Consider the following 23,379-nt stretch of genomic DNA (forward strand, 5'->3'; position numbering starts at 1 on the left):
TCAAATAATGACACGTCTTTCCATTTCTCTAACTAAACCATTGCCGAAGGTGAAATCAAAATCTGCACAAATCACCGATCTGCTCCCGGAGATTGAGGCAGCCCTCTCGGCTGGGCACAGCCATACAGCAATTTTCGAAAACATCAAAAATACGATAGGACTCGACCTTACATTTGGATATTACAAAAATACAATACACCGGATCAGACGGAGACGCGATGTGAAGAATATAACTGTAGAAGTTCCTCTACCACTCTATAGATCGAAGCAGGTTAAGGGTGCCGTAGGGTCCGTCAAAGTAGTACCAACCATCGCCGCGCCAATGAGTAAAGCGCAAAAGATTTTACTCGGGCCGATAGACGATTTTTTTTCATAAGGATGAGCAATGAATACTATTCACTTCGTAATGATGGGCAAAGGCGGCGTCGGTAAGTCACTAATCGCCGTGACGTTGGCGCAGTATTTGGCTAAGCTAGAACGTCCTTTGAATTGCGTCGACCTCGATCCGACCAGTCCAACCTTCAAGCAGTTCGGCGCTCTTAATGTCGAGCACATCAGCATTGCCGACAACGAAGCCAATATTGACCCAACTCGTTTCGATGTCTTGATGGAAAATATTTTGAAGTCGGACACGGATTGGGTAATCGACACTGGCGCACCTACGTTTTTGCCGCTGGTGAATTACCTTGCCGCGAACGAAGTGTTCTCATTCCTGGTCGAGTCGGGCCGCCGCGTCGTAATTCACTCGCCACTTGTTGGTGGCGTTGCAATGCATGAGACCGTCAGCGGACTAAAGGCACTCCTGCAAATGAGCGATTGTCCGATCGTGGTTTGGGAAAATGAATTTTTTGGCCCTGTTGCCTTGAACGGGAAGCGCTTCCTCCAAACTACCGGGTACGAGCAGTTTAAAAGCCGTGTGCTTGGCGTAGTGTTACTGGAGAAGAAAGATCACAAAACTGCGGAAGCCGATTTGCGTTCGATGCATGCCCGCCGATTGACTTGGAACGAAGCAGATGAGGACGACGGATTTATGACGATGCAACGTAACCGCCTGAAGATCATGCGTCGCGATATCGATGGCCAACTCGACAAGATCGATCTGTAACGATGGGTGATCTCGCGATCCGCAAAGCGATCGTCCTAGAGCTGTTCACAGCGACTGGCGAAAGCATTCCAGAAGACGATCCCATCGTCACGGGGGCAATCCTTTTTTCCCACAAGCTTAATGAGGTTGCCCGCCTGTCGGCGGAGGAAATGCAATCGGCTGGTAGGCTCGCAGCTGCCGCAGTGGATGAAGCCGGACGTAATGCCTCGCTGGTTCTCACCCAGGCCGGCGAGCGCTGCGCTTCCGAATCACTTGCGGTCGCTGCGAGAGCGGATGCCGCAGCACGCGCTGCAGCGGTGCAGCTCGAACTCCAAACGGCTGAGCGAGCCCATTTGTTGAAGGCCATCGACGCTCAGGTATCTAAGAGTGTGAAACTCGCGAACGCTAGCATGTCGGGTCCTGCCGTCCTCCGATACGTTCCTGCGTGGTATGCGGTTGTCGGTGCGTTGATTGGAGCGGTGGCGCTGGCGGCAGCGTGGAAGATTGGAATTGATCAGGGAACAGCCCGCTCTGAAGAGGCGGCAGTAGGCCGGGCATTCTCGCGTGTCGTCCCGTCACTTGATCCAAAGCTACGCGAGCATTTGATGGAACATCTGAGGAAGAGAGCTGGATAACCCTGGCGTCGCAAACCCGACTTGGGCCGCCACTTTCCGTTGCTACTCTTGGCTTAACCACCGAAGGAGTACAGCATGTTTAACCGGAAGTCCAACAACGCCGACATCCACCAGCATGATTTGGCCCGCCGCGACCGCGCCACCTTGCTCAGTTCCCTACACGCTGGCTGTGCGCCGGAGGCGCCAGCCACTACCTCGAGCGGTTGGGGCGCCGACGTCGCTAAGATAAACCCACGCTTGGTTCAGGCATACCTTGCTGGTACGGGTGATCTCCGCGCTACCTGGTGGAACCTATACAGCTCGGTCTACATGGCCACAGTGCCGGGCGCTACGCTTGAACTTGCGATGATTTCATTCCATCGCCTTTACCATGCGCTGACTCTTTCCAGACTCGGTTTTGCGCAGTCGGTAGCGAGAGCAGCTGCAGATATCGAGGAGAAAGGTGTGCTTGTAGCTGCCTATAATTCGGTACTGCGAGAGATGAAACGCTAGAGCGCGTGTAGGAATACAGAACGGAAAACACGCTGTCTTCCCTTTTTTCGTCGTAGTATTTGCCTACCGGGGAATGATGCCCCGCTCAATCCAGAAGTTGATAATGTGCTGGATCTTTGCAGCATAAGCATCACGTTTGCTCGGGGTCTTTCTGTGATAGGTTCCGATCCCCTGCCAGTCATTACCCCGTTCATTGATCCTGTTTCGTAGGTGCCAAGCTCCCAAAAATACAAACTTGCAACCATCGCGCATGTCGCCGGTGCTAACGTCGTACCGAGCAAGGTCTGGCCCGTGCACGCTGTTAATTCCCATCATGCCTTCGTCTACCAACCCGTCTATATTGCGCGGGTGCTTGGCGGCTGGATTGAAATTGGATTCGACTGCAGCAATCGCGCGAAGAATCCACGGGTTGACATTGTAAAACCGGGCTGCGTCGTCGAAAGAGTCGGCCGCCGCAGGGATCGGGGCAAGAAGCGCCAACACCAGGGCGGCACCGGCGGTGAACGTTGGATGTATGTTGCGGTCGGAGAGCATTGCTTCTTCGGGCGGGAGCTTAATGCGTTATTTCTTGACTTGGCCTAGATGACGTTGGCCGTGACGTAGCCAGGTGTCTTGCTGTTGTCCGGGAAGAAAACGGCCGGTGTGCCAGTAATGCGCTGCTTCTCTTGCAGCGCGGTGTTGCGCTCGAATGGGGTTTCGCAACGCCCTGCCGGCGCTGCCGGTAGCGGCGCCTTACCGGTCATGAAACCATTGCAAGCAGCAGACTGGTCCTTCGCGCACCAAATCGCAGTGGACTTAACCATCGAATCGGACTCCAGGATCGGGATCAGGAAAGTGTATATCGTCACGTTGTCCAGCTTTTCCACCTCGGTCATCTGCTTGCGGCAGAAACTGCAGTTGGGGTCTTCAAACGTGGCGATTACACGCGACCCGTTACCCTTGACCATCTTGATGATGTCTTGAAAGGCAGGCCCTTAAAAACAAACTTGCTGAATTCCTGTAGTCGCTTTTCGGTCAGGTTGACTTTTGTGGCAGTGGCCACAATTAGACCGAAGCTCACGAACGAAGCCGTTTTGTCGGTGTAGACAATGCCTGGGTGCGTAAGCACTTCGTATAGTCCTGCGTGAGCAGAAGGCATGACCTTCTCGACCATCTTGGGTCCAAGAATTGGTTCTAGCTTAGGAGCGAGCTGCTGGGTTAGCGTACCAGGCGCTGCGTGCGCGGGGAAGACCGTAGCTACGCTGCCGATCAACATGGCCACTGCCGACACGCTATACAAAAGGGGCATACGCATACTCGGAATCTCTCAATAAAAAAAGGCCTGCGCGTTTCGGCGCAGGCCTTGGTACAGCTGGATTAACGCACTTCGACGAGGATGTTCACGGAAGTACCGTTCGCATCACTGTAGCTGAAGAATTTTTGTGCGCCACCGCCGATGCTGAATTCCGCAATCGTTCCGAGCGTTACCGTCACCGCGGAACCCGCATCCGTGAACAGGGCGACTCCAGGTTTTTCGTTGACTGTGTTACCGCTGCCACCACCACGCGCGGAGACTGCCAAAGCGGTTGTAACAGCTGCTGCAATGGCAGCTCATCGGGTTGCGGTTGAAATGATGGTACGGCTCATCAGGACACTCCAATCGGAGAGGATATGCTGCACTGTCCCAATATCGAAGGTTTCTCAGTTCATGAAAGCGGCTCAGAAATCGATGGGATTTCCGGCTCAATTGTCGGCTTGCATGTATCGGAAGCTGCCATATCATGGTTATAAGTTTCATCAAAGAAACGTACTCAACTTCTCACTAAAGGCAAGACCATGATGAAATTCAAAACTTCCGTTACCGCTGTCGCTATCGCTCTGACCCTCGTTGCGTGCGGTGGCGGCGGTGGAAGCAACGCTCCTGTGACTCCTCCGGTTGCGGTGATCCCTCCTGTGTGGACGCCTGCGCCAGCGCCGGTTCCGACGGTTACGCCTTCGGACATTCAAACCAGTGTCCCGGCTTTTTCCTATGCAGTTGCAAGCGAGGAGTACGTTTTCGTCACCGCGCTCAACGAATTCCGCTCTGATATCGGCCTAGGCTTGTTGGCGCAAAACACGTTGCTGGATACCGTAGCGGCGAAGCACTTGGACTACGTTCTTAAGAATGACATTCTGAACGGCGGCACTGTCAACATGCGTACCAATGACGCAGCAACTGGTCGGTCAATGTTCCACATCGAGCAGGGAGACAAACTGCTGTTCACTGGTATTCAGGAACTCGATCGTGCAAAGTTCGCTGGTTACGCCGGCTCCTATGTTGGCGAGGAACTTGCCTTCGCCGGCGGTAGGGGAGCCCAAGTAGCTTTTGATGGACTCGCTTCGACCGTGTATCACCGCGCAGGACTCATGATGCAAAGCGTCAATGATATCGGCGTCGCTGTTGGTAAAGACCGTTCGCAAACGGTAGTGATGGAAATAGGCACCACTAAGGCGCAGAGGCAAGCGGGCGATTTCGTCGGCTTGTGCCCTGCAGCAAACCAAACTGCCGTCGGACTGCATGCGGGCGTCGAAACTCCGAACCCATTCCCAGAGCTGTCGACGGCCAATGCCGACTTTCCGACCAAAACAGGTTATCCAGTTAGCGTCCTTGGCAAAGAAGGAGCGACTGTTGAAGTCGTCACCTTCACGCTCACGGAGGCTGGCGCGGCCGAGCCAATGGATGCTCGTATCGTGACCAAGGACAACGATCCTAACCGCTATCTGTCGTCAAACGTCGCGTTTTTAATCGCTAAATCGCCGCTGAAAGCAGGCACGGTTTATACCGCCAAATTCTCAGGCCGCGTCAACAACGTGGTAGTTAACAAAGAGTGGAAATTCACGACTCGTTCATGAGTGAATCTTTGCACGACGCGCAAATAGCCAGGTAGAGCGGCAGCAACAAAAGAAAACGCCCGGAGTTATCCGGGCGTTTTTCATTACGAAGGTGGACCTTGCGCCACTGGCGACGATAGTCGGCCCCATGCTTTTTGGTCTTCCACTCGCCTTCCCCCAGCATCTTGATGCCCGGCTGTCGATCAGGAGGTGCAATCCCGTTGTCGTCGGCTGCACTCCGACCGTCACCGAAAGATACTTCTGGCGCCGGCTAATGGTACTGAAGTCGGGTACCTGCCGGTCCAGGCCAGCAAGCTTGAACAGGCTTTGCGCCATGCCCATCGCCTGGCGCAGGGCCAAGTTGAACAAGCCCTTGATCGTCGCCAAGCAGAACTAGGATCGCCGCCTTACTGTACTTCGGGCGCCGGCCCCCGCGTGCCACTGGAACATGCACTACTCCTAATAAATTCCGAGTAGCGGGTTAAAAAAGGAGTCGGTGACTGGGGCGTCACTTGTCTATGCGTACATAGAGAAGCGGTAGCGGGTACAAAAATGCCGGATGCCGACAGCGTTAATTTAAGCAACTTTCTTGACCTATCTAGCATGTCGTTGTGGAATATCACGAGCAGCTAAAACTCGACCCCGTTTTTGCTGCACGTGTCCCCGTGATTCTTGCGTTAACAACGACTTAGCCGGTGGCAATGATGGACACTGTGTCCATCGTGTGAGATCAGAGCGATGGGACTTTCACCCTTTGGCCGGTTCAGTCCGGCTTACAAAGCTAGTTGTAGTGTCGTTGATATATCGGACAGGAAGCCGGCGGAAAAAATAGCCAGGACGGAGAAGCCAATTCGCTGGACCTTCCGAGTTTCGAGCAACGTGACGTCGCCGTGGTTGATCACTAGGGCACAGAAGAGCAAATAGCTATCTATGACGCTGCCGGTAATGCCCCTGATAAGGCCTTCGACGTGGGCGAAAGCGGTCCCTTTTTGCAGATCGAATGCGCCTCGGGATGGCAATGAGTGTGCCGACGCCGAAGTAGAAATTTAGATGGACGCTCTTGAGGAACAACTTCATTTCAGATTTCCTGATTCCAGTAGGGATCATGTTCGCGGTGAGGTTGCGAGAGATGCCGCGCAAGGTGGATACCGTGCCGGTTGTTCTGGCCGTTGCAACAAAACGAGACCTGCCAACATCTAACGATTATATCTTGCTGAAAAGCAACGACTAACTCAAATTCGGTCTAATGTTGGCCAGCTTTCAACCAGCGCGTGTGGAGATAATCGGAGTAAAATTCGGTTGCCATCACCGCAGACGGGTGAGAAGGCAGCATGAAAAGTAATAAACCCACCGTTAGAAACCGTATTTGTTCCCCTCCAGACACACTTCGAGCGTCAGCCGCATTTGAAACTAACGCACAGAAGAAGTTGGATCAAAGCATCCCTCCAGACACACTGCGGACTATTCAAACTCAACCGTTCGCCTGCTCGCCCCTCGTCGGGTGCTAAAAAAGTGAAAAGAACAAAAAGAGCAAAGAGAGTCCAGAGAGTCCCCCCGGCTCGGGCCGAAGCCAGTGGCAGTCGCATCCCTTTGGGATTGAACAACTTGCCTGTCCGTTAGTTTCAGTTATGGTATCCTTGGCGTACTCCACACCGAAAAACCATGACGGTTCGCGCCTCCGGCGCCGACCGTCCGGCGGCCGCGGTGAACGCAAACAACGAGGTACTTATGCCTGACTTGAAAACGTGGGACGACGATCCCCTTGCCGCCTTCACAGCCTTCGTGACGACGCCAGCTTTCGCCAGCACCAGCCGGCGACTTGGCGAAGCCGAGCCCGAGGCAATCTCCACGACTTCGGCAGCGGTCTACACCTTCATGTTTCGCAAGTTCGCGGCCTGGCTCGCCGGCCAGAACCGCCGCTTTTCGCAGGTAGAGGAACGCGACCTGGTGCGCTTCATCAGCCAGCTGCGCCGGCGCGGTGAGCAGAACAGCGGGATCACCGAACGGTATCTGCGCCTGCTCGAGCGCTGCTACAGCCACGTGCAGATCGCGCCGAACCCGGCAACGTCCGCCACCAAGCTGGCCACGGACAACCACTACCTCGCGCAGAACGTCGGCACTGAAGCTCTGGACTCTGAACAGGTAGCCGCTTTCGTGTCCGCCCTGCCTCCGCTCGACCCGCCTGGGGCTAACCGGGCCGGGCGACTACCCAAAGCGTGGAAGCGCCGGCGCGACCATGCCGTACAGGCGACGCTGCTGTTCGGAGGGCTGAAGGTAGCCGAAGCGATCGGCCTGCATCTGGGCGAGGTCGAGGACTCGTTTAGCCCCCTACCGATCCGGTTGAAAATCAATCCAGAAGATAAGCACGCCACCAGCTATGAGCACGAAACCATCGTCCACGGCTACGGCGCCGACGCGCTGCGCTACTGGCTCATCGAACGGCTGGCCGAGGATAGTAAGGGGCAGCGCCTGTTAAAAGGCGACTTGGTCTTCCCCGGCGACGCCGAGGGCAAGCCAATGTCGAAGGTAACGCTCTGGCGCCAGGTGAAAGCGACGTTCTCCCGAGCAGGCATCGACGTCAACCGGAGCGGCGGCCGCACTTTGCGGAACACATTCGCCGCGCAACAATTGAACGAACACGGCCGCACGAAACACGACGTCAAAGGCTATCTTGGCCTTGCGTTGGAACGGTCAGCCGAGATTTACGAAACAGCCAAACCGAGAAAGAAAGGTACCCGATGAAGCTCTCGGAAATCACAAACATCCTGGCCGCGGCCGGATTGCCTGCGCTCTCGCGCGACCAGCTGCTCGAGCTGGCCAGCTCCGGCGCGGGCAAACGGTTTGAAGCGGCCCTCCTTGCCTTCGCTGCCGGCGATCGCCAGCAGCGCGACGAGCTCGAGCCAACTGTCCGCGTGCTAGATGCAACGACGCGGACGACTCTGCAACGCATCGGTAACCAGTTACCCGTTGACGAACTCGTGACGTTGGCGCTCAATGACCGACACAAGTTCTTCGACGCTATCGACGCGATCGCCTCACGCACGTCACGCGCTGCGGCCGCGCGGAGCTATCTGGCCGTGCTGGGCGCAGCAGCTGCGGTCGCCGACAATACCCCGGCACCAGTAGCGGATCCGCCGTACTACAGCTTTAAGATTTTTTCCTCTGCGGCGGCGCTATGCATCGCTGAAGCTACGACCAGGGCGGAGCGCAAACACACCATCAACATCGAGGGCGCCGTGGCGCTCGCCGGCGGCGGCGCTCGCAAGACGTTCGACTGGCCGAACAAGATCGTGGTGCAACTGACGGTGCAGGAAGCCTACCAGGTACTGGCTCTTCTGGAGAATAAGATCCGTTCGCTCCGCTTCGACGGTCATGGCCGCGAACACGACAAGTCGCTCCAGATCGAGTTTCAGGACTCGCACTACTATTTCCGGTTAATCCAGCGCGGGCGGGCTGCAGTAGCGGTTCAGGTACGTGCGGTCGACTCGTTCCAGATTGTCTCATTGCTCTACAAACAACTCTTGCGAAACGAAAGTCATTTGCAAATTGCCGACATCCGAGAGATGGTCGACCGCATGGTCATGATGATCACTGTTAGGTAGCCAGATAGCGGCCAGAACCGGCGGCCTAAGTGCACGCCCGGCCGACCTGTATGGATTGAGCTACGCACCTACTAGGACCGATCCTGGCCTGCGAAGTTCGACAGCTCCTCGACGCCCGGCTCGCCCCACAGGGCCTGTGCATACCACAGACCAAGTGAGGTCCTCGTCACGCCCGAATCAAGCACCTTGCCGATGGCTACGGGCTTCAGCGTAGACTGGGCTTGGAACTGGGCATATATCTCTGCGCGCTGCTGTTCATCCATCTCTCTGAATACGTCGAGTGCGGTCTTGGCGCGCTCTGCACGGAAACGCTCCAGCAGCGTCGGCGCCGCCGGCGCTGGATCCTGTTTCTGCTTGCCCGCGACCTTCGGCGCCGGCGCTTTGATGTCGTTGTTGAGCGCCCATCGGAAGTAGGCCGGCTTCGATCCAATCGGCGCGCCCGTCTTAACCAGTAACCGTGCCTCGACCACATTCAAGGCTTCGCTAACCTTGTCTGCCGGATGCTGAGCCAAGATATCGGACGCTTCATGCTGGTTCAAACCAAGCTTCATTAGCCGTTCGAGTAGCGTGATGTCAATGACCGGAGACGAATCGGCTTCCACCTGCGGTTCCTTCGACAGTTCCACCCTGAACTGGAGATACTCGACGCGCAGGCCTTTTTTGTGTTCGATCAGTTCGACGTCAATGTCAGTGACCGCGTTGAGTTCGGCAATGGCGCGCTTGAGCACATCGCGCTTGAAATACTTGTATTCCGGCAGACTGCTCGTGTCATCCGGCACCGGATTACCGGTCAGGACGCCATACCAGTGCACATATGTCTCGACATAGGTGACCTTCGACGGATTGGTCGCGTAGCGTCGGCACACTTCGTACAGTGCAAGTGATGGTCCGCCGCGCAGCATGCCCTGGTAGTAAATGCTCAGGCGGGTGTAGGTGTGCGGCTGCATCACGCTCTCATGCACCTCGGGCGGAAATGCAAAGCCGACCCAGACCTGTCCGGTCTTGCTGCGCAGTCCTTTCGGATTGACAAACGTGACCGAGGCGATCAGGCGCTCGCTGGTCCACTGGCGGTCCGTCTCCAGGCGCAGCTTGATGTCCTGCATGCGCTCGATCTGCTCACGCAGGAACTGCATGTCCTTGCTGTCGTAATGAGCGTCCCTGGCCAGTTCAGACAAGGGAACCCAAAAGTATTTCTTGGATGATGGCGTATCGACCGGGGCCCGCTGTCCGAGCGAGCCGATCTTTTGCGCATGATGAACCAAAACGTTAAATACCTTGCGGTTCAGCAATGTGAGGGAGCCTTCGACGACCCGCAGTCCAATAGCCTCGTTCGACTTGTTAAATTCGAGTGAAGGTCGCGTAATGACGGTGACAAGGGCGCCTTCCGCAACACTGGTCGGTTTTTCTCTGGGTTTGCGCGGCAACGGTGATTGCTCCTCAGGTCATGCTGGGTAGAATCGGTTGAAGTGCGTGAATTATGGCACTGTCATCTTAGGTGAGGAAGTCTTTTTCACCAATTTATTTTTAGGTGAATTTTAAAAATTCACCTTCCATGCCCCAGTACTTTCTCACCATAGAGAACCAGTAGGTGTTTAGACTCCCTGTTAAATCTCACCTAACCTTCCTGTCGAGGAAAACCGTCCCTGTAGAAGCTCACCTAAAACGCCTTCAGAGCGACCAGGCTCCCTGTACGCTCTCACCGTGAACACCAGTTTCCCGTATTAGGGCCGCCTTGGTAGCCTGAAAATACCCAATGGTGACAACGAACCCGCCTTAGTAACGTTGCAGGTGCCCACGTGACCCCCTGCATCGTCTCACCTTTAGCCAAATATACCCAGTTCTCCCTGTAGAGCCTCACCTTCACAGCATCGAAGAACTTTTACTCCGCGTGTTGTCTCACCTCGGAAGGTCTTACCGCGCGTACAGTATCGTACACCAGCATTTTACTCCCTGTATTACCTCACCTTTAGGTACCGAATGTGCTTGACGGAAACAAATTCCGGTGATGAGGTCAACCACGATCAGGAAATACTTGCCAAATGGAAGATATAAAGGGAATCAGCTGGTGGAATCTATGCGGGACAATGGCATTAATTTCATTTTGGCATCGAAAGCACGATACGTCATCTATATCGCACGACGACACCCTGTAAAAGCTCACCTACGGAGGAGAATTGGCACCTTATAATCCGGCACTAGGTCATCACTCCCCGCAAACACTCACGCAATGTAGGGTCATGTCCCTGTACAGACTCACCCAAGAAGTCCCTACACCCTGTATGCACTCACCTAAGGTACCTGTGGATTCTCACCGATTTCGAGCTTACTCCCCGTAGCGGCTCACGAAAGCCCCTGTAGAGTCTCACCGTACTCCCCGCACGATCTCACCGTTAACCCTTGAAACCCGCATGGCTGCTGAGTTTGCGCGCAGGTAAACAGGTGTTAACGGGTTAACTTTGTTATTCAAATAAACCTCTCAATAGCGCGGGAAACCAAATTGTCCAGAAAAAGACCGAAAACGACGGCAATGGCTCCTGTATTAGGGATAGTGAGCTCTTTGCTAGCACGGAACTCGAAGTATCGAAAAGTGCTGCTGGTAAGAAGTTTCACTCCCTGCGGGATCTCACCTTCCAATCGCGACATATCGAACTGTACTGGCTACCACCACCATTGCGGAGTACCTTTTTATGTAAAACTCGATTCTGAGACGCTGTAAGCTAATTGTTCATCAATGAGGTGTATGCAAGGCTGAAAGGCATTTATGGCAAAATATCCTTGCATCGATACTTTGCTTCTGCGAGAATAATTGCAGATTACATCACGGAGCTTATAGTGGCGCAACGACCCGTTGTTGAAAAGACGTTCAAAGTGCAGGCAGTAGCAACCATGCTCGGCATCAGTGCCGACACTGTACGCCGCGATTCTGACGAAGCCGATATCAAAGTACAGCGACAGGGTGGCGAAGGGCCCAAGACTCGCCTGTTCACTATCGAGAATGTGTTCGAGCTGGCAGCGCACCGGCGTCGCAAGAACGGCCTAATTAAACGCAGTCCCCTGATCATTACCGTTTATGCTGCTAAAGGTGGTGTCGGTAAGACGACGTCGGCTGCCAACATTGGGGCCGCCTTTGCCTTGCGCGGCCTGCGTGTGCTATTAGTCGACCTGGACTTCCAGGCCAACCTGACAATGGCGTTCGGCTACGATCCGGAAGTGACGCAGGAGGAGGCTAATGAACTAGGCATGGATCCGGAAGCAGTCGTGAAGTACCATTTCGGGAATCTACTGCCGCAATGGAGCAAGGACGGCAGCGTCGAACCGCTCGCCACGGTTATCAAGAAGCCGTATGGTGAGCATGGGCCTCACCTGATTCCGTCGGAACTTGGGTTCGACGACCTCGAAGCGATTTTCACGCTCGAACGGCTGATGGAGAGAAAACCGGAACTAGCGATTGCAACCTGGCTACAAAAAGGACTCTCCGGAGAAAATGCCAACGTGGATCTATCGCAATATGACGTCATCTTGTTTGACGCGCCGCCGGCAAAGAATCAGGCGACACGCGGTGCGATGCTCGGCAGTGATTTCGTAGTCACCCCCGTGTCGATGGAGCGCTTTAGCACAAAATCGGTGTCGTACCTAGCCAAGGTTCTGGGCGAGCTCCAGCGTGATCATGGGCGGTTTCCGCGCATGATTACGCTGGCAAATTTCTACGACATGCGGCGCGCCCGTGTTGCGGCCCAAGTGGTGGCGCTGACGACCAAGTATCCAGATGCCTGGCTTGAAAAACAGATCGCTACCAGCGAGGAGTTCCGCAAGGCGCTGTCGGATGACGTGATCATGCCTGTCATTCTCTCTAGGCCAAGCAGCGGTCCAGCGGAGGAGCTTCGCGCCGTGGCCAATGCATTACTAGAGAAGATGGAGGCGGCGTAATGGCGAACTCTTCCAATAGCCGTTCCCAGGCGGACTTGACGGCTGAACTGCAAGCGCGGCTGCGCCAGACCGGCAGCGCGACGGCCACGCCGATTGCGCCTGCAGCGCCGGCGAGGCCAGGCAATATGCACATGAATGATGCTCCCAGCGGTCCGTCGCGTTCCCTGCAAGACTTGGTGGGCGCACAGCCAGCCGCGGGCCACACTGGCGCCGCGTCAAAGGTAATGCAAGATGTGAACGTGCCGGTCGATCTGGGCGAGATCGACGATTCTCCCTATCAGCCCCGCACCCGTTACGACGAGACGGAGCTGCTGCTACTAGGCGAGCAGCTGCGCATGCAGGGACAGGATGAGCCGGTACGCGTGCGTCGCCTGGCAAATGGCCGCTACCAGCTCATCTCTGGACACAGACGCGTGCGCGCGGCACGACTGATCGGCTGGGCCACTATCGTCGCCAGGATCCTCGCGCTCGAGGATCGTGAGGCGGAAATAGCCACACTTACGAGCAACGAGTCGCACGTCGGATTGAGCGACTTTGAACGGGGTTGTGCCTATCAGCTCGCGCTCGACAAGGGATTTGCGACGACCCAGAAGGACGTGGCGCGCCTGTTTGCCTGCTCCCAAGGCCGCGTCTCTCAATGTTTGTCGGTGGCGCGCCTGCCTCCGCCGCTTGTTGCGATGCTTGGGGACTATCCGTCGCTGCTGACCTACCGGCACGCAAAAGTCGTGCGCGAAGTCCTCGACCATGACCCGGAAAGCTTGCCGGCTGTAATGGCTGCCGTCGAAACGATGATTGACGAGCCGGACCTGGAGCCGGAACAGCTGCGTGTACGCTGCACCACAAAGAAGGTCGGGATGCGCCCGCGCGCCAAAGTCGCAATACAAAAGACAGTACCTGACCGCAGTGGCGAATCGGTCTTCACGGTGCGCTCGAACAATCGCAACCTGGTCGTGAACTTCAACGACCGACTATCTCCCGAGCAAAAAGCCGAGGCCGAAAAGCAGATTCTGGCAGCGCTGAAGGGCGTCGTCGAGAGTCTTGAGGTGCCTGGCAATGCATGAGCTGCCGGGCGCTGTTGTACAGTGCCAAGGTCGCGATGAAAAAGTTCTTGGGAGGCTAGGGGGCAGGCGTACATTCCGGCTTTCTTGCACCACCTAGGTTGGCGTCCCGACGACTCCCGGGAGGCTAGCAGAACAATGCGTTGGATCCTTTGCAATCACGCAGTTAAATCTGTAAGCGTGCCATTATCCTGGCGCAATTTCAGCGCTTGGCTTGGCCAGCTAAAGTCCGGAACTAAGATAGGCGTTTCTTTCGCTTGAGCAGATAAGATTGGATATCGATCCCGTCAGTCGGGATCACTGATGCCATAGCCATCAAGAAGTTTTCGCGCGAACGCCGGTCATGTCGGTTCTGCCAACGCTCCAGCAGATGGCGAACGTTAGCAAGTAGTGGCCCTATCTGGCATCCTCGATGGTTCTATCGCGATGTTGAGCAAACGACAGAATTTCCTTGAACCGCAATTTACGGCTCAAACCGAACGGGCTATTCCTGCCAACGCAAAAAATTGGTCAGCGAACGCCATGGGCATTAACGCCCGTCGATCACGAACTGGCCGTCGCGGATCATGTGCATCAGCTCAATGCCGGCGAGTACGATGCCAGTGGCTCGGCACGATTTCAAGTTGAGCATCGGGCTGGTCACCGGCTTGATGGCGCGATGATCCTGCTCGAGGACGTTCTCGAGGAACTCAACCTACATCACAAGGAGCGGCACGTGGCGGCCGGCGTTGACTGTATCCATGGCCGTGTTGTTGGCTCTGCTTTTGTTCATCGCGACTTTGTTTGGATCGCCGTTCGCTCCGATTGTCTTGTAGAAGAAGCGCTTCGCTGCGGCCATGTCGCGCTTGTCCGTCAGCAGGAAGTCGAGGGCTTACGCTGCTTGTCGATGAAGTCGTGCCGGTCCTCCTGTTGATGTGCGTTCAAATGAAGCACCATCGCTTGCCTTTTGGGTTGCGTAGAAGATCGGTGGTGCAGGTTCTACAGTGGCTGATGGTCTTACCACTTTGTTAGCAATGAATAATTCGCTTTTGCAGACACTCGTATTGCCGTTTCGCTACGTATGCTGACGCGCGCTTTATTAGCAGCTAATAATTTTGGCATCTTGGGCTCGCGCCTCGAAAATGAAATCTGGGGACGTTATCAGGATGTGATAGGCGTAGGTTCATCCCTGCGTTGGCATTGCTAAGCCTGCTGCAGTCATGCACACACTAAGAGCATTTATTATCCAGGTATCTAGGTGATCGTAGAGAAAGCCTTCTGCATCGGGTGGAAAATTTCCCGGTAGACACCTTGGCATCGCATTGGCATATATGTTCTTAGTTGTGCAACCCCGAATCAGGGCAGGCCGTTGGCACCGGCTTATTAGCAGCTAATAGTGTAGTCGCACCATTCTCATGCGGCAGGTAGCGTGAGCACGCATTCATGCTCTGCTGAAGTTCAGTAGCAAAGCTACTCAACGACGCTTAAAAGCAGTCGTCGTTACATTGGTCGCGTGTCCGCAAAAACCAAGACTCTGTTCGCTACTTGACGGGTGAATGGTATGTGAGACAGAGTCCACCAAAATCGCGCTAGGACAATGACCGGTAGCCTGCCCTAAGCCACGAGGTGATGTTGCATGCATTAACGAATCCATAACGATTCCGGCATTTGGTCAGGCACTCATACGAATAGGCCATGGGCAGCCTACCGGCCTTAATACCCATTCGCAGAAGCTGATAATGGGTATTTGGCCTTCCCCCACCGCGACGGACACTTTCGATAACTATGTCGTTCCTATAGGAGGTATTACATGGCACGTGAAAGACGGTTGTTCTCAGAAGAGTTTAAGCGCGAGGCAGGCAAACCGGTAGGTCAGCCTGGCGCAAGCAAGGGGGCAATAGCCCGTGACCTTGGCATCGGTGCCAATTTGCTGGGGCGATGGTGCAGAGAAGCTAACGTGGATGCAGAGGTTCCAGGCGGTCACGAGAAGGTATCGCCTCAGGACTACGAGCGCATGCAACGCGAGCTGGCGAAGGTCAAGACGGAGCACGACATATTAAAAAAAGCGCTCGGCTATTTCGCAGCCGACCTAAAGTGAAGTACGGCTTCATCGCCAAATATCGAACCATCTGGCCGACGCGAACGATGTGCCGTCTGCTTGGCGTATCGAGCAGTGGTTTCTACGACTGGCTTGGCCGGCCAGTAAGTGCGCATGAACCTGAGAATGCCTAGTTCCTTAACTCAATCAAGCACAGCCACGAGGCCAGCGATGGCACATATGGTTCGCCGCGCATAGTGCGAGACCTTATCGACGCTGGTTTCTCCTGCAGCGAGAACCGCGTGGCACGACTGATGAAAGCCGTCGGCATCAAGCGCGTCACAAGCAACGCCGGGCGCCAAGGCAGCTCGGTTCGCCAGTTCACGCCATCGCGCCGAATTTATTGGACCGGCAGTTTGAAGCGACAGGCCCAAATCAGAAACTGGCGGCCGACCTTACCTACGTATGGACTGGTGAGGGCTGGCTGTTTATTGCTGTTGTCCTGGACCTGTACTCGCGGCGTGTGGTCGGCTGTCAATGCAACCGACGATGACCGCGCGGTTAGTGATGGATGCCCTGCTAATGGCTATCTTCCGTCGCGGCCGGCCTTGCGCGGTACGGCATGATTCGGACCAGGGCTCCCAGTACACGAGCGAGGACTTCCAGCGTCTGCTTGAATCGCACCGCATTGTTTGCAGCATGAGCCGTCGTGGCAACTGCTGGGACAACGCTGCAATGGAGAGCTTCTTCTCGACGCTAAAGACCGAGCGCCTGAGCAAAAAGCATTACCAGACCAGAGATGATTTACGCGCTGACTTTGCAGGTAATCAATAACTCCTCCGAGAGGGGCAGAGTAGTTTCGTGAAGGCCCACATGGCTCAGTCCTTATTAGCCGCTAATAACCTAGGCGTCTGCGCGAGACTCACTCACACGTGATCGACGACGCATCAACGACGCGTTTAACATTGATGTATTCCGGTATAGCTCAGTGCCACGCTAACGGTTCGGTTGCTAATAGTGGCAGCAAATATCTATAAGCGTAGACGAGAAGAGCAGTAGATCGCGCCTGTGGCGTACCGGAGATCCTCATGTCCTCTAGGCACGAACTCTCGTACTTCGGAACACACACGATCTCAAACAGGACCCCAGCGTGGCATTATTAGCAGCTAATAATCCGTCGTCAATTATCTGGTAACCCTGTTTGGCGGCCATCGGTACGATGATGACGTTTGGAACGTGGGCCTGCTGTACCTGCTCGCGGCGCCGGTGACGTCGCTCATTTTGCTGGGCATGCGCGCAGGACTGGTGATGCTAGCGCTCAGTGCCATATCAGTGACGCTGCTCTGCATGACAGGCTAGAGTTACTTTCGCATACAAAACGCTAATCCCAATTCGTTCGGCAGGGTCGCCATTTTCACGCTGAACTACGCCTGCGTGGGCGCATTCATCACGCTCACCTGCGGCAGGTTGCTCAAGAGCCTGTGCGCATCCCTAGGCGACCAGCGCTTAGTGGCCGAAGCCCTGGCCGACCGCCAGGCCGCACTGAACGTCTAATCAGTACCGTGGAGCGAGCTTCTAATCGCAAACTTTGCTCAGTAACAGAAATAGATACGTTCATCAGCGGTTTGACTAGCTAGCAAAGCTACGGGCATCGGCGATGATCCCCCAGTCATCCGTGGAGGTCCGGTGTTGGCGCAGGCTGTCTAAAAACGCGAGAAAAATCGTCGAACAAAAAAATCGACCTCTCAGAACGACGCAACGCGATTTTCTCGAGGTCAGGAATGATAAAGGGATCCCTGAAATACATTGATCGCGCGTTTTCACACAACCTTGGCCTATAGCAGACGGGCCGCTTAGCCCGAGTGTACAACCTCGTTGCCCAACTCGATATTAGAGTTATATTGTCGAGTTAGATCGCCAAGGCGGATAAGTGAGGTACTGATGGCAGAATAACTTTGCTGCTTCTATTATTTGTACATGCCCCGGTCAAATGTGATGGAAGCACTACCGTTCAAGTTCGCTTCAACGTCATATACGACAGTAAGGTTGGAAATCAAATTGTCGAGATATTGAGAGTACAGATTGAAACAAACCTTCGGTTGACGGTTACGCCAAGGGCGCCGAATCTCAGGGGGCACGACCGTCCGGCACGATTCGCAAAGGAAGCGCTGATCAATTGATAGTTTATGAGTGCAGCCCATCTTTGGGCAAGGAAGCGGCCGCACGCTGTCGAAGTACGATTTTTTGGTGCCGCAACCGGTCGTTTTCATCGAATTGAACGAATTCCCTGCGCCTTTCGGCGCTCAGGACGCACTTTAGGGTTCAGTGATCGTAAATAGCCGGCCAGTGAGCGCCAGACTGGCAAACCCAAACAGGGTAAACAGTTGAGCCGTATTTTTGGCCAAGCCGCCATAGCGCGTCTTCCGCTGGCGAAACAGGTTCTTGGTGACGTGGAACGGATGCTCGACCTTCGCCGCACCCTCGCATTGAGGTGCTCGAATTTTTCGAGCATGCGCCCCAGTTTGTCCTTCGCAGCGCTTGCGCTTGGAGCGCTTCATCGCCACGTGCCAAGTCACCGATTTCCCCAGGCTCTTTGCACGTTTTTCAACGCCCTTGTAACCGGCATCGCCAAGCAGCCGTCCCATCGCCGTGCAGCAGCGCGCCTGCTTGCGTCACGTCCGAGACATTGCCGGCGTGCTGGTCAGTGTGTGCACCAGGCCCGAAGCAGCATCCACGCCGACATGCGCTTTCATCCCGAAGTGCCAGTCATTGCCCTTCTTAGATTGATGCAATTCCGGGTCGCGCTCGTCGTCCTTGTTCTTCGTTGAAGGGGCGTGGCAATCAAGGTGGCGTCGACGATGGTACCTTCTCGCATCATCAAGCCCTTCTCTGCCAAGTGTTTATTGATGGTGTCGAAAATCTGGCGCGTGATGCCTTTTGCTTCGAGCAAATGACGAAACTTGAGCAGTGTCGTCGCGTCTGGCGCCGACTCGCGGTTGAGGTCGATACGACGAAGCCACGGATTGCCTGGCTGTCGTAAATTGCATCCTTAATGCCTTCATGGGACAAGCCAAAGCACTGCTGAGCCACGTACATGCGCAGCATGCGGAGCAAGGCCGATCGGCGGACGTCCAGGGCCGCTGGCCTTCGGATAGTGCGGTTCAATCAACCTGTGCAGTTGACCTCAGGGCGTCGCGCTGTCGATCTCAGCGAGGAAGCGATCGCGTCGGGTCAGCTTCTTCTTGGCGGCGTACTCGAGGTCGGGAAAACTTCTCTGCATGATCGTATGGGTACCGATGAACGTGCCGATATTGTCTCAGGTCAGACGGGCCGGCGAAACGGTAGACAGGGAATAAATCAGCGCTTCCCTAATTCTACAGTGTATGTATATCCGCCCTCAGAAGGCCGTTGGCGATCTATTACCGTTCCAGTGCTGCTCCGTCACCGTAAGTACCAGCCGCGCTGCTTGGTAATTCTTCGGTGCAGGTTAGCGCGGCATGTGAAAGATATAGGGTATGCAGAAAAACTGGTTTTGTCGCGTTAGCCGAGCGGTTGCCCAGATCGGGTAGACTGCAACGCCGCACATTGACGATCCGACATGCTCAGCTTCAAAGGAATGCGTTTCCCGATTGACGTAGTCCTGGTCTGCATCCGATGGTACGTGGCCTACCCGCTCAGCTACCGGCACATCGAAGAGCTCATGGAAGAGCGGGGCGTGTCAGTCGACCATTCGACGATCAACCGTTGGGCGATTCGTTTCCTGCCGTTGATTGAAACACAGTCACGAAAGCATAAGCGTTGGGTCGGCGCTAGCTGGCGAATGGACGAAACGTACGTCAAGGTCAAGGGCGTCTGGAAGTATCTCTACCGTGCAGTCGACAAGGAAGGAAAGACCGTCGATTTCCTGCTAACGGCACATCGCGACACGGCGGCCGCTAAGCGTTTCTTTGAGAAAGCCATGCGGGAGAACGGTGTGCCGGAGAAAATCGCGATGGACAAGAGCGGAGCCAACAAGGCCGCGATCGACGAAATTAACGGCGCGATGGCTGTCCCGGTCACCGTACGGCAGGTCAAATACCTCAACAATATAGTTGAGCAGGACCACCGCGCGATCAAACGCGTGACCAGGCCGATGCTGGGATTCAAGTCCTTTCATGCAGCGGCCAACGTGCTCGCCGGCATCGAGCTCATGCACATGATCCGCAAGGACCAGTTCAGCATTGAAGGCGTTGCTCGCACATCGTTCGCCGACCAATTTTATGCGTTGGCAGGACAAATCCGTCCAGTTTGAAAGCGGCAAACTCCTCGCCAGCACATCTGAGCCTCAAATCGCTAACGCGATACAACCGCCGTTTTTTATGGGTGTGACAATGCCGTTATGCGACGGGTATGGTTATACATGCCGGTGCTAAGCCTTCATCGGAAGCGGATTTACTTATTCTGGATTACGGCATGAGGCGGCGAGCTTGTTGCCGTCTGGGTCTCGGATGTAGGCCGCGTAGGCGTTGGGGGCGAACGGGCGCGGGCCCGGCGCACCTTCGTCCGTGGCGCCGAGTTCGATGGCACGGCGGTGGAATTCGTCGATCGCTGCGCGGCTCGGCGCGGCCAGGCCGATAGTGAAGCCGTTGCTGGCCGTGGCCGGATCGCCGTTGCGCGGGTAGCCCACCATGAACTGGGGTGCGCCGATGCCCCAGCCGCAGATTCTTCCGCCGATGCCGAGCAGGCGCGCAAAGCCAAGCGGCTCGAGTACGTGGTCGTAGAAGGCCTTGGCGCGTTCGAGGTCGGTCGTGCCCAGGGTAATGTGGGTCAGTATCGTCATGCCGGTATCTCCAGGTGGACAGAAAAGGGCTGCGCGATCAACGCTTGCTGACTTTGATGTCGGTGCGCTCCAGATCCCAGGTAGTGGCGGTGCAGCCTTCCTCGCGCAGCTGGTACTTGAGGACGCGGCCCTGGGGATTTTTCGGCATCGCATCGCGAAACTCGATGTAGCGGGGCAGGGCGTAGTACGGCACCGCATCGACCGCCCAGTGGAACAGGGCTTCCGGTTGCAGGGTGCAGCCCGGCTTGAGGATCGCGGTGACCTTGACGTCGTCCTCGCCCCGCTCGGACGGGACCGCATGCACCGCCACTTCCTCGATATCGGGGTGAATGGCGAATGCCGACTCCATTTCGAAACTGGAGATGTTCTCGCCGCGACGGCGCAGATAGTCCTTCTTGCGGTCGACGAAGTAGAAGAAGCCCTCTTCGTCGAACCTGCCGATGTCGCCGCTGTGGAACCACATGTTGCGCATCACTTTCATGGTGTCGGCCGGGCGCCCCCAGTAGCCCATGAACATGATGTCGGGCCGCAGCGGGCGCACGACGATTTCGCCCGGCGTGTTGGCCGGCAGTTCGCGGTCCAGGTCGTCCACGATGCGCACATCGAAATCCGGGATGCGCTTGCCGGACGAGCCGGGCGCCGCATACTCTCCGACGGCGAGCGAGGTGATGACGCTCGCTTCGGTCAGGCCATAGCCGTTGCCGCCGACCTGGCGGGCGCCGAAACGCTCGCGCCAGATTTGCTTCGTTTCCTCGGTAAAGGGATTGCCGCGGACGGTATGGATCTGGCCGACGCAGCGCTGCATCGCCTCGCTGTCGGGCGCCTGAGACAGCAGGCCGCCCATGCCGCCGAGGATCGAGGCGATGGTCGCGCCGCTGCGCTCCACCTCGGGCCAGAAATTCGATACCGAAAAGCGCGGGACGATGGCCACGCGCGCACCGACCATGATGTTCGACAGCACGCCCACGCACATCGCATTCATGTGGAACAAGGGCAGTGGTGTGATCGTCACGTCCTTGTCGGTCGCCGGTCCGGCGCGCAGCTGCAGGCGCGCCAGGTTGCACATGTAGTTATAACTGAGCATGCAACCCTTGGACGGGCCGGTGGTGCCCGAAGTGTAGACGATGCAGGCCAGGTCCGACGGCGAGGGTTTTGTAGCGATGGGCTCCGGGCACCCGCCGCGGTATTCCTCGAGCGGGGCGATCCGCACGGGGCAGGCCGGGCGGCTCGCCAGCGCTCCGCGGTACAGGATCAGGGTGACCTCAGGCAGGCCTTCGGCCACCTGGGCAATGCGCTCGACATAATCGGCCTCGCAGATGACGATGCCGGCGCGCGCATCGGCGATTTGGTGGCGCAGGAACTCTCCGCGCAGCGCGGTGTTCACTGGAACACTGACCGCGCATAGCTTGTTGGCGGCGATCCAGCCGGTGACGGCGTCGATATTATTGTCGAGCATGGTCAGGATCGTTTCGCCCGCCTTCAGCCCGAGCGCCGCCAGCGAATGCGCGAGGCGGGTCGACAGTTGATCAAATTCGCCATAGGTGGTCAGCTCGCCACCGAAATCGAAGAGCACACGCTCGGGATGGGCCGCAACGGCCCGGTCAAGCGCCGCAATGACAGTGTCCTGCTGTCCCAGCGACCAGGTCTCGGGATTGCCCATTCCAACCATTTTGCCTCCTGTTTTGAGGATCCCGGCGAATGGCCCGGCAGGATCCCATGCGTTTAATTGTTCGTCGAATATAAACATAATCGGAAAAAGTGTCAAAGTATCTCGATGACTTGCGCTAAAGTGAACGACTGTCGTCGGGATGCTTACGCTACAATTCCGACTTGAGAAAAAAACCGCATACCGGAGTAAATCGATGACGGCTGCCGTCAAACCAAAGAAGCCGGCGATTACGCCGAAAGCCACGCGTCCCCGCGCAACCGACGCTTCCGCCGCGCCGGTTGCGCGCACCCCTGCCAAGGTCATTGCAGTGCGGGTGGCGAAGCCCGCGGTCCAGGTTACCAAGACGTCCGACACGACGAAGGAAGCCAAGGCGGCCACTACCGGCAAGGCAGCGCCGGTCGTGGCTGCAAAGCAGGCAGTCACGCGCGCGAAAGCGGCTGCTGCACCTGCACCTGCGCCTGTTGCAAAGCCGAAGCCGAAATTAAAAGCGCTCGCTACCCCGCGCGCCAGCGCAACGCCGGCCAAACTGAACAAGCGCTCGGGCGACACGATCGCCAAGATCCTTGCGACGACGGAAGAGATCATCCTGCAGTCAGGAGCCGAGCGCATCTCGATCCTGGATGTGTGCCACGAGAGCGGTATTTCGCGCGGCACCTTCTACCGTTACTTCTCTTCGCAGGACGACCTGCTCGACGCATTCTCGCGTCACAAGCGCGACCAGTTCCATACGCGCCTGATCGAAGCGACGGCTGCCTATCCCGATCCCGACGAGCGCTTCCAGGCGGTGCTGCGCTTCATCGACGATTACCTGGAGCGTAGCCGCGCGCGGCGGCTGTTGCTGGTGGCGCCGGATTACGCCACACGCTGGTTCCAGCGCATCTTCCACGACTCGGTGCACCGCTTCCAGGAGGTGCTGACGCCGGTGTTCGATTCCTGGGAGGAGCGCCGTGGCATCGTGCTCGACCGCGAACTGATTGGCGAGCTGATCGTGCGCTTCATCCTGAGCGACGTGCTGGTCCCGACCGGCGCCGACCGGCGCAACCTGATGCGGCGCATGGAGCGTTTCGTGATCATGCTGCTGTCGGGCCGCGTCGCGCGCCGCTGAGCGGCAATGCTTTACCTCAGATAAAACTGTTCCTCGGCCGCTCCCCGGCCCCGTGCTTAAGTTCGGCGAATTGAAAGCAAAACCGGACCTGACTCCCGACGCGCCTCAGTATCTCGTCCGT

18 protein-coding genes and 3 pseudogenes are annotated in these 23,379 nt (G+C 56.4%); 12 read left to right on the forward strand and 9 right to left on the reverse strand.

Annotated elements, in window-relative coordinates:
• The first annotated feature begins 385 nt into the window (after positions 1–385).
• The 3 genes from AC56LV_RS22320 to AC56LV_RS22330 all read left to right on the forward strand — a co-directional run bounded on the left by AC56LV_RS22320 (position 386) and on the right by AC56LV_RS22330 (position 2,211).
• Positions 386–1,105: a nucleotide-binding protein gene (locus tag AC56LV_RS22320; RefSeq protein WP_499560855.1), complete on the forward strand. Its 720-nt coding sequence runs from the start codon at positions 386–388 to the stop codon at positions 1,103–1,105.
• Positions 1,106–1,107: 2 nt separating this feature from the next.
• On the forward strand, positions 1,108–1,719 hold the full coding sequence (locus AC56LV_RS22325) for a hypothetical protein (RefSeq protein WP_499560857.1): 612 nt from the start codon (positions 1,108–1,110) through the stop codon (positions 1,717–1,719).
• A gap of 75 nt (positions 1,720–1,794) precedes the next feature.
• Positions 1,795–2,211 (forward strand): hypothetical protein, encoded by a 417-nt coding sequence (locus tag AC56LV_RS22330; RefSeq protein WP_499560859.1) that lies wholly within the window; start codon positions 1,795–1,797, stop codon positions 2,209–2,211.
• 63 nt (positions 2,212–2,274) lie between these two features.
• Here the strand turns inward: AC56LV_RS22330 and AC56LV_RS22335 are convergent, their stop codons facing one another.
• The 4 genes from AC56LV_RS22335 to AC56LV_RS22350 all read right to left on the reverse strand — a co-directional run bounded on the left by AC56LV_RS22335 (position 2,275) and on the right by AC56LV_RS22350 (position 3,771).
• Positions 2,275–2,745, reverse strand: coding sequence for a lytic transglycosylase domain-containing protein (locus tag AC56LV_RS22335; RefSeq protein ID WP_499560861.1), 471 nt, complete (start codon positions 2,743–2,745; stop codon positions 2,275–2,277).
• A gap of 44 nt (positions 2,746–2,789) precedes the next feature.
• Positions 2,790–3,167 (reverse strand): DsbC family protein, encoded by a 378-nt coding sequence (locus AC56LV_RS22340; RefSeq protein WP_499561102.1) that lies wholly within the window; start codon positions 3,165–3,167, stop codon positions 2,790–2,792.
• Complete coding sequence (locus AC56LV_RS22345; RefSeq protein WP_499560863.1) at positions 3,131–3,505, reverse strand: disulfide isomerase DsbC N-terminal domain-containing protein; 375 nt, start codon at positions 3,503–3,505, stop codon at positions 3,131–3,133. Before AC56LV_RS22345 ends, AC56LV_RS22340 begins: the two co-directional genes overlap by 37 nt.
• A gap of 62 nt (positions 3,506–3,567) precedes the next feature.
• Positions 3,568–3,771 carry a hypothetical protein gene (locus tag AC56LV_RS22350; protein WP_499560865.1) on the reverse strand — a complete coding sequence of 68 codons (204 nt, stop codon included), beginning with the start codon at positions 3,769–3,771 and terminating at the stop codon, positions 3,568–3,570.
• A 255-nt stretch (positions 3,772–4,026) separates the two neighbouring features.
• Here AC56LV_RS22350 and AC56LV_RS22355 point away from each other — a divergent pair, with 255 nt between their 5' ends.
• Positions 4,027–5,082 carry a CAP domain-containing protein gene (locus AC56LV_RS22355; protein ID WP_499560867.1) on the forward strand — a complete coding sequence of 352 codons (1,056 nt, stop codon included), beginning with the start codon at positions 4,027–4,029 and terminating at the stop codon, positions 5,080–5,082.
• A gap of 88 nt (positions 5,083–5,170) precedes the next feature.
• Here the strand turns inward: AC56LV_RS22355 and AC56LV_RS22360 are convergent.
• Positions 5,171–5,491, reverse strand: a pseudogene (locus AC56LV_RS22360) (transposase); the annotation flags it as partial.
• A 1,232-nt stretch (positions 5,492–6,723) separates the two neighbouring features.
• On the opposite strand from AC56LV_RS22360, the gene AC56LV_RS22365 reads away from it, so the two are divergent.
• Together AC56LV_RS22365 and AC56LV_RS22370 are read left to right on the forward strand one after the other, a co-directional pair.
• Positions 6,724–7,803, forward strand: coding sequence for a tyrosine-type recombinase/integrase (locus AC56LV_RS22365; protein WP_499560869.1), 1,080 nt, complete (start codon positions 6,724–6,726; stop codon positions 7,801–7,803).
• A complete protein-coding gene (locus AC56LV_RS22370) occupies positions 7,800–8,663 on the forward strand; it encodes a hypothetical protein (protein WP_499560871.1) in 864 nt (287 codons plus the stop codon). Before AC56LV_RS22365 ends, AC56LV_RS22370 begins: the two co-directional genes overlap by 4 nt.
• 71 nt (positions 8,664–8,734) lie before the next feature.
• Here AC56LV_RS22370 and AC56LV_RS22375 read toward each other — a convergent pair whose 3' ends face one another.
• Positions 8,735–10,087 (reverse strand): replication initiation protein, encoded by a 1,353-nt coding sequence (locus tag AC56LV_RS22375; protein WP_499560873.1) that lies wholly within the window; start codon positions 10,085–10,087, stop codon positions 8,735–8,737.
• 1,297 nt (positions 10,088–11,384) lie between these two features.
• On the opposite strand from AC56LV_RS22375, the gene AC56LV_RS22380 reads away from it, so the two are divergent.
• From AC56LV_RS22380 to AC56LV_RS22395, 4 genes and pseudogenes are all read left to right on the forward strand, one after another.
• Positions 11,385–12,590 carry a ParA family protein gene (locus AC56LV_RS22380; RefSeq protein ID WP_499560875.1) on the forward strand — a complete coding sequence of 402 codons (1,206 nt, stop codon included), beginning with the start codon at positions 11,385–11,387 and terminating at the stop codon, positions 12,588–12,590.
• Entirely contained in the window at positions 12,590–13,651 is a 1,062-nt protein-coding gene (locus AC56LV_RS22385) for a ParB/RepB/Spo0J family partition protein (protein WP_499560877.1), read from the forward strand. Before AC56LV_RS22380 ends, AC56LV_RS22385 begins: the two co-directional genes overlap by 1 nt.
• 448 nt (positions 13,652–14,099) lie before the next feature.
• The gene (locus AC56LV_RS22390) at positions 14,100–14,561 is read left to right on the forward strand and encodes a hypothetical protein (RefSeq protein ID WP_499560879.1); all 462 of its coding nucleotides are present in this window, start codon (positions 14,100–14,102) and stop codon (positions 14,559–14,561) included.
• 876 nt (positions 14,562–15,437) lie between these two features.
• Positions 15,438–16,499 (forward strand): annotated as a pseudogene (locus AC56LV_RS22395) (IS3 family transposase).
• Between the two features lie 1,481 nt (positions 16,500–17,980).
• Here the strand turns inward: AC56LV_RS22395 and AC56LV_RS22400 are convergent.
• A pseudogene (locus AC56LV_RS22400) lies at positions 17,981–18,945 on the reverse strand (IS5 family transposase).
• 318 nt (positions 18,946–19,263) lie between these two features.
• On the opposite strand from AC56LV_RS22400, the gene AC56LV_RS22405 reads away from it, so the two are divergent.
• Positions 19,264–19,956: an IS6 family transposase gene (locus AC56LV_RS22405; RefSeq protein WP_499560881.1), complete on the forward strand. Its 693-nt coding sequence runs from the start codon at positions 19,264–19,266 to the stop codon at positions 19,954–19,956.
• 144 nt (positions 19,957–20,100) lie between these two features.
• Here AC56LV_RS22405 and AC56LV_RS22410 read toward each other — a convergent pair whose 3' ends face one another.
• Together AC56LV_RS22410 and AC56LV_RS22415 are read right to left on the reverse strand one after the other, a co-directional pair.
• On the reverse strand, positions 20,101–20,484 hold the full coding sequence (locus AC56LV_RS22410) for a VOC family protein (RefSeq protein WP_499560883.1): 384 nt from the start codon (positions 20,482–20,484) through the stop codon (positions 20,101–20,103).
• Between the two features lie 37 nt (positions 20,485–20,521).
• On the reverse strand, positions 20,522–22,153 hold the full coding sequence (locus tag AC56LV_RS22415; protein WP_499560885.1) for an ATP-dependent acyl-CoA ligase: 1,632 nt from the start codon (positions 22,151–22,153) through the stop codon (positions 20,522–20,524).
• Positions 22,154–22,346: 193 nt separating this feature from the next.
• Here AC56LV_RS22415 and AC56LV_RS22420 point away from each other — a divergent pair, with 193 nt between their 5' ends.
• Positions 22,347–23,258 carry a TetR/AcrR family transcriptional regulator gene (locus AC56LV_RS22420; RefSeq protein ID WP_499560887.1) on the forward strand — a complete coding sequence of 304 codons (912 nt, stop codon included), beginning with the start codon at positions 22,347–22,349 and terminating at the stop codon, positions 23,256–23,258.
• Positions 23,259–23,379: the final 121 nt, after the last annotated feature.

It is taken from the genome of Telluria sp. RB2R28, assembly GCF_059685835.1.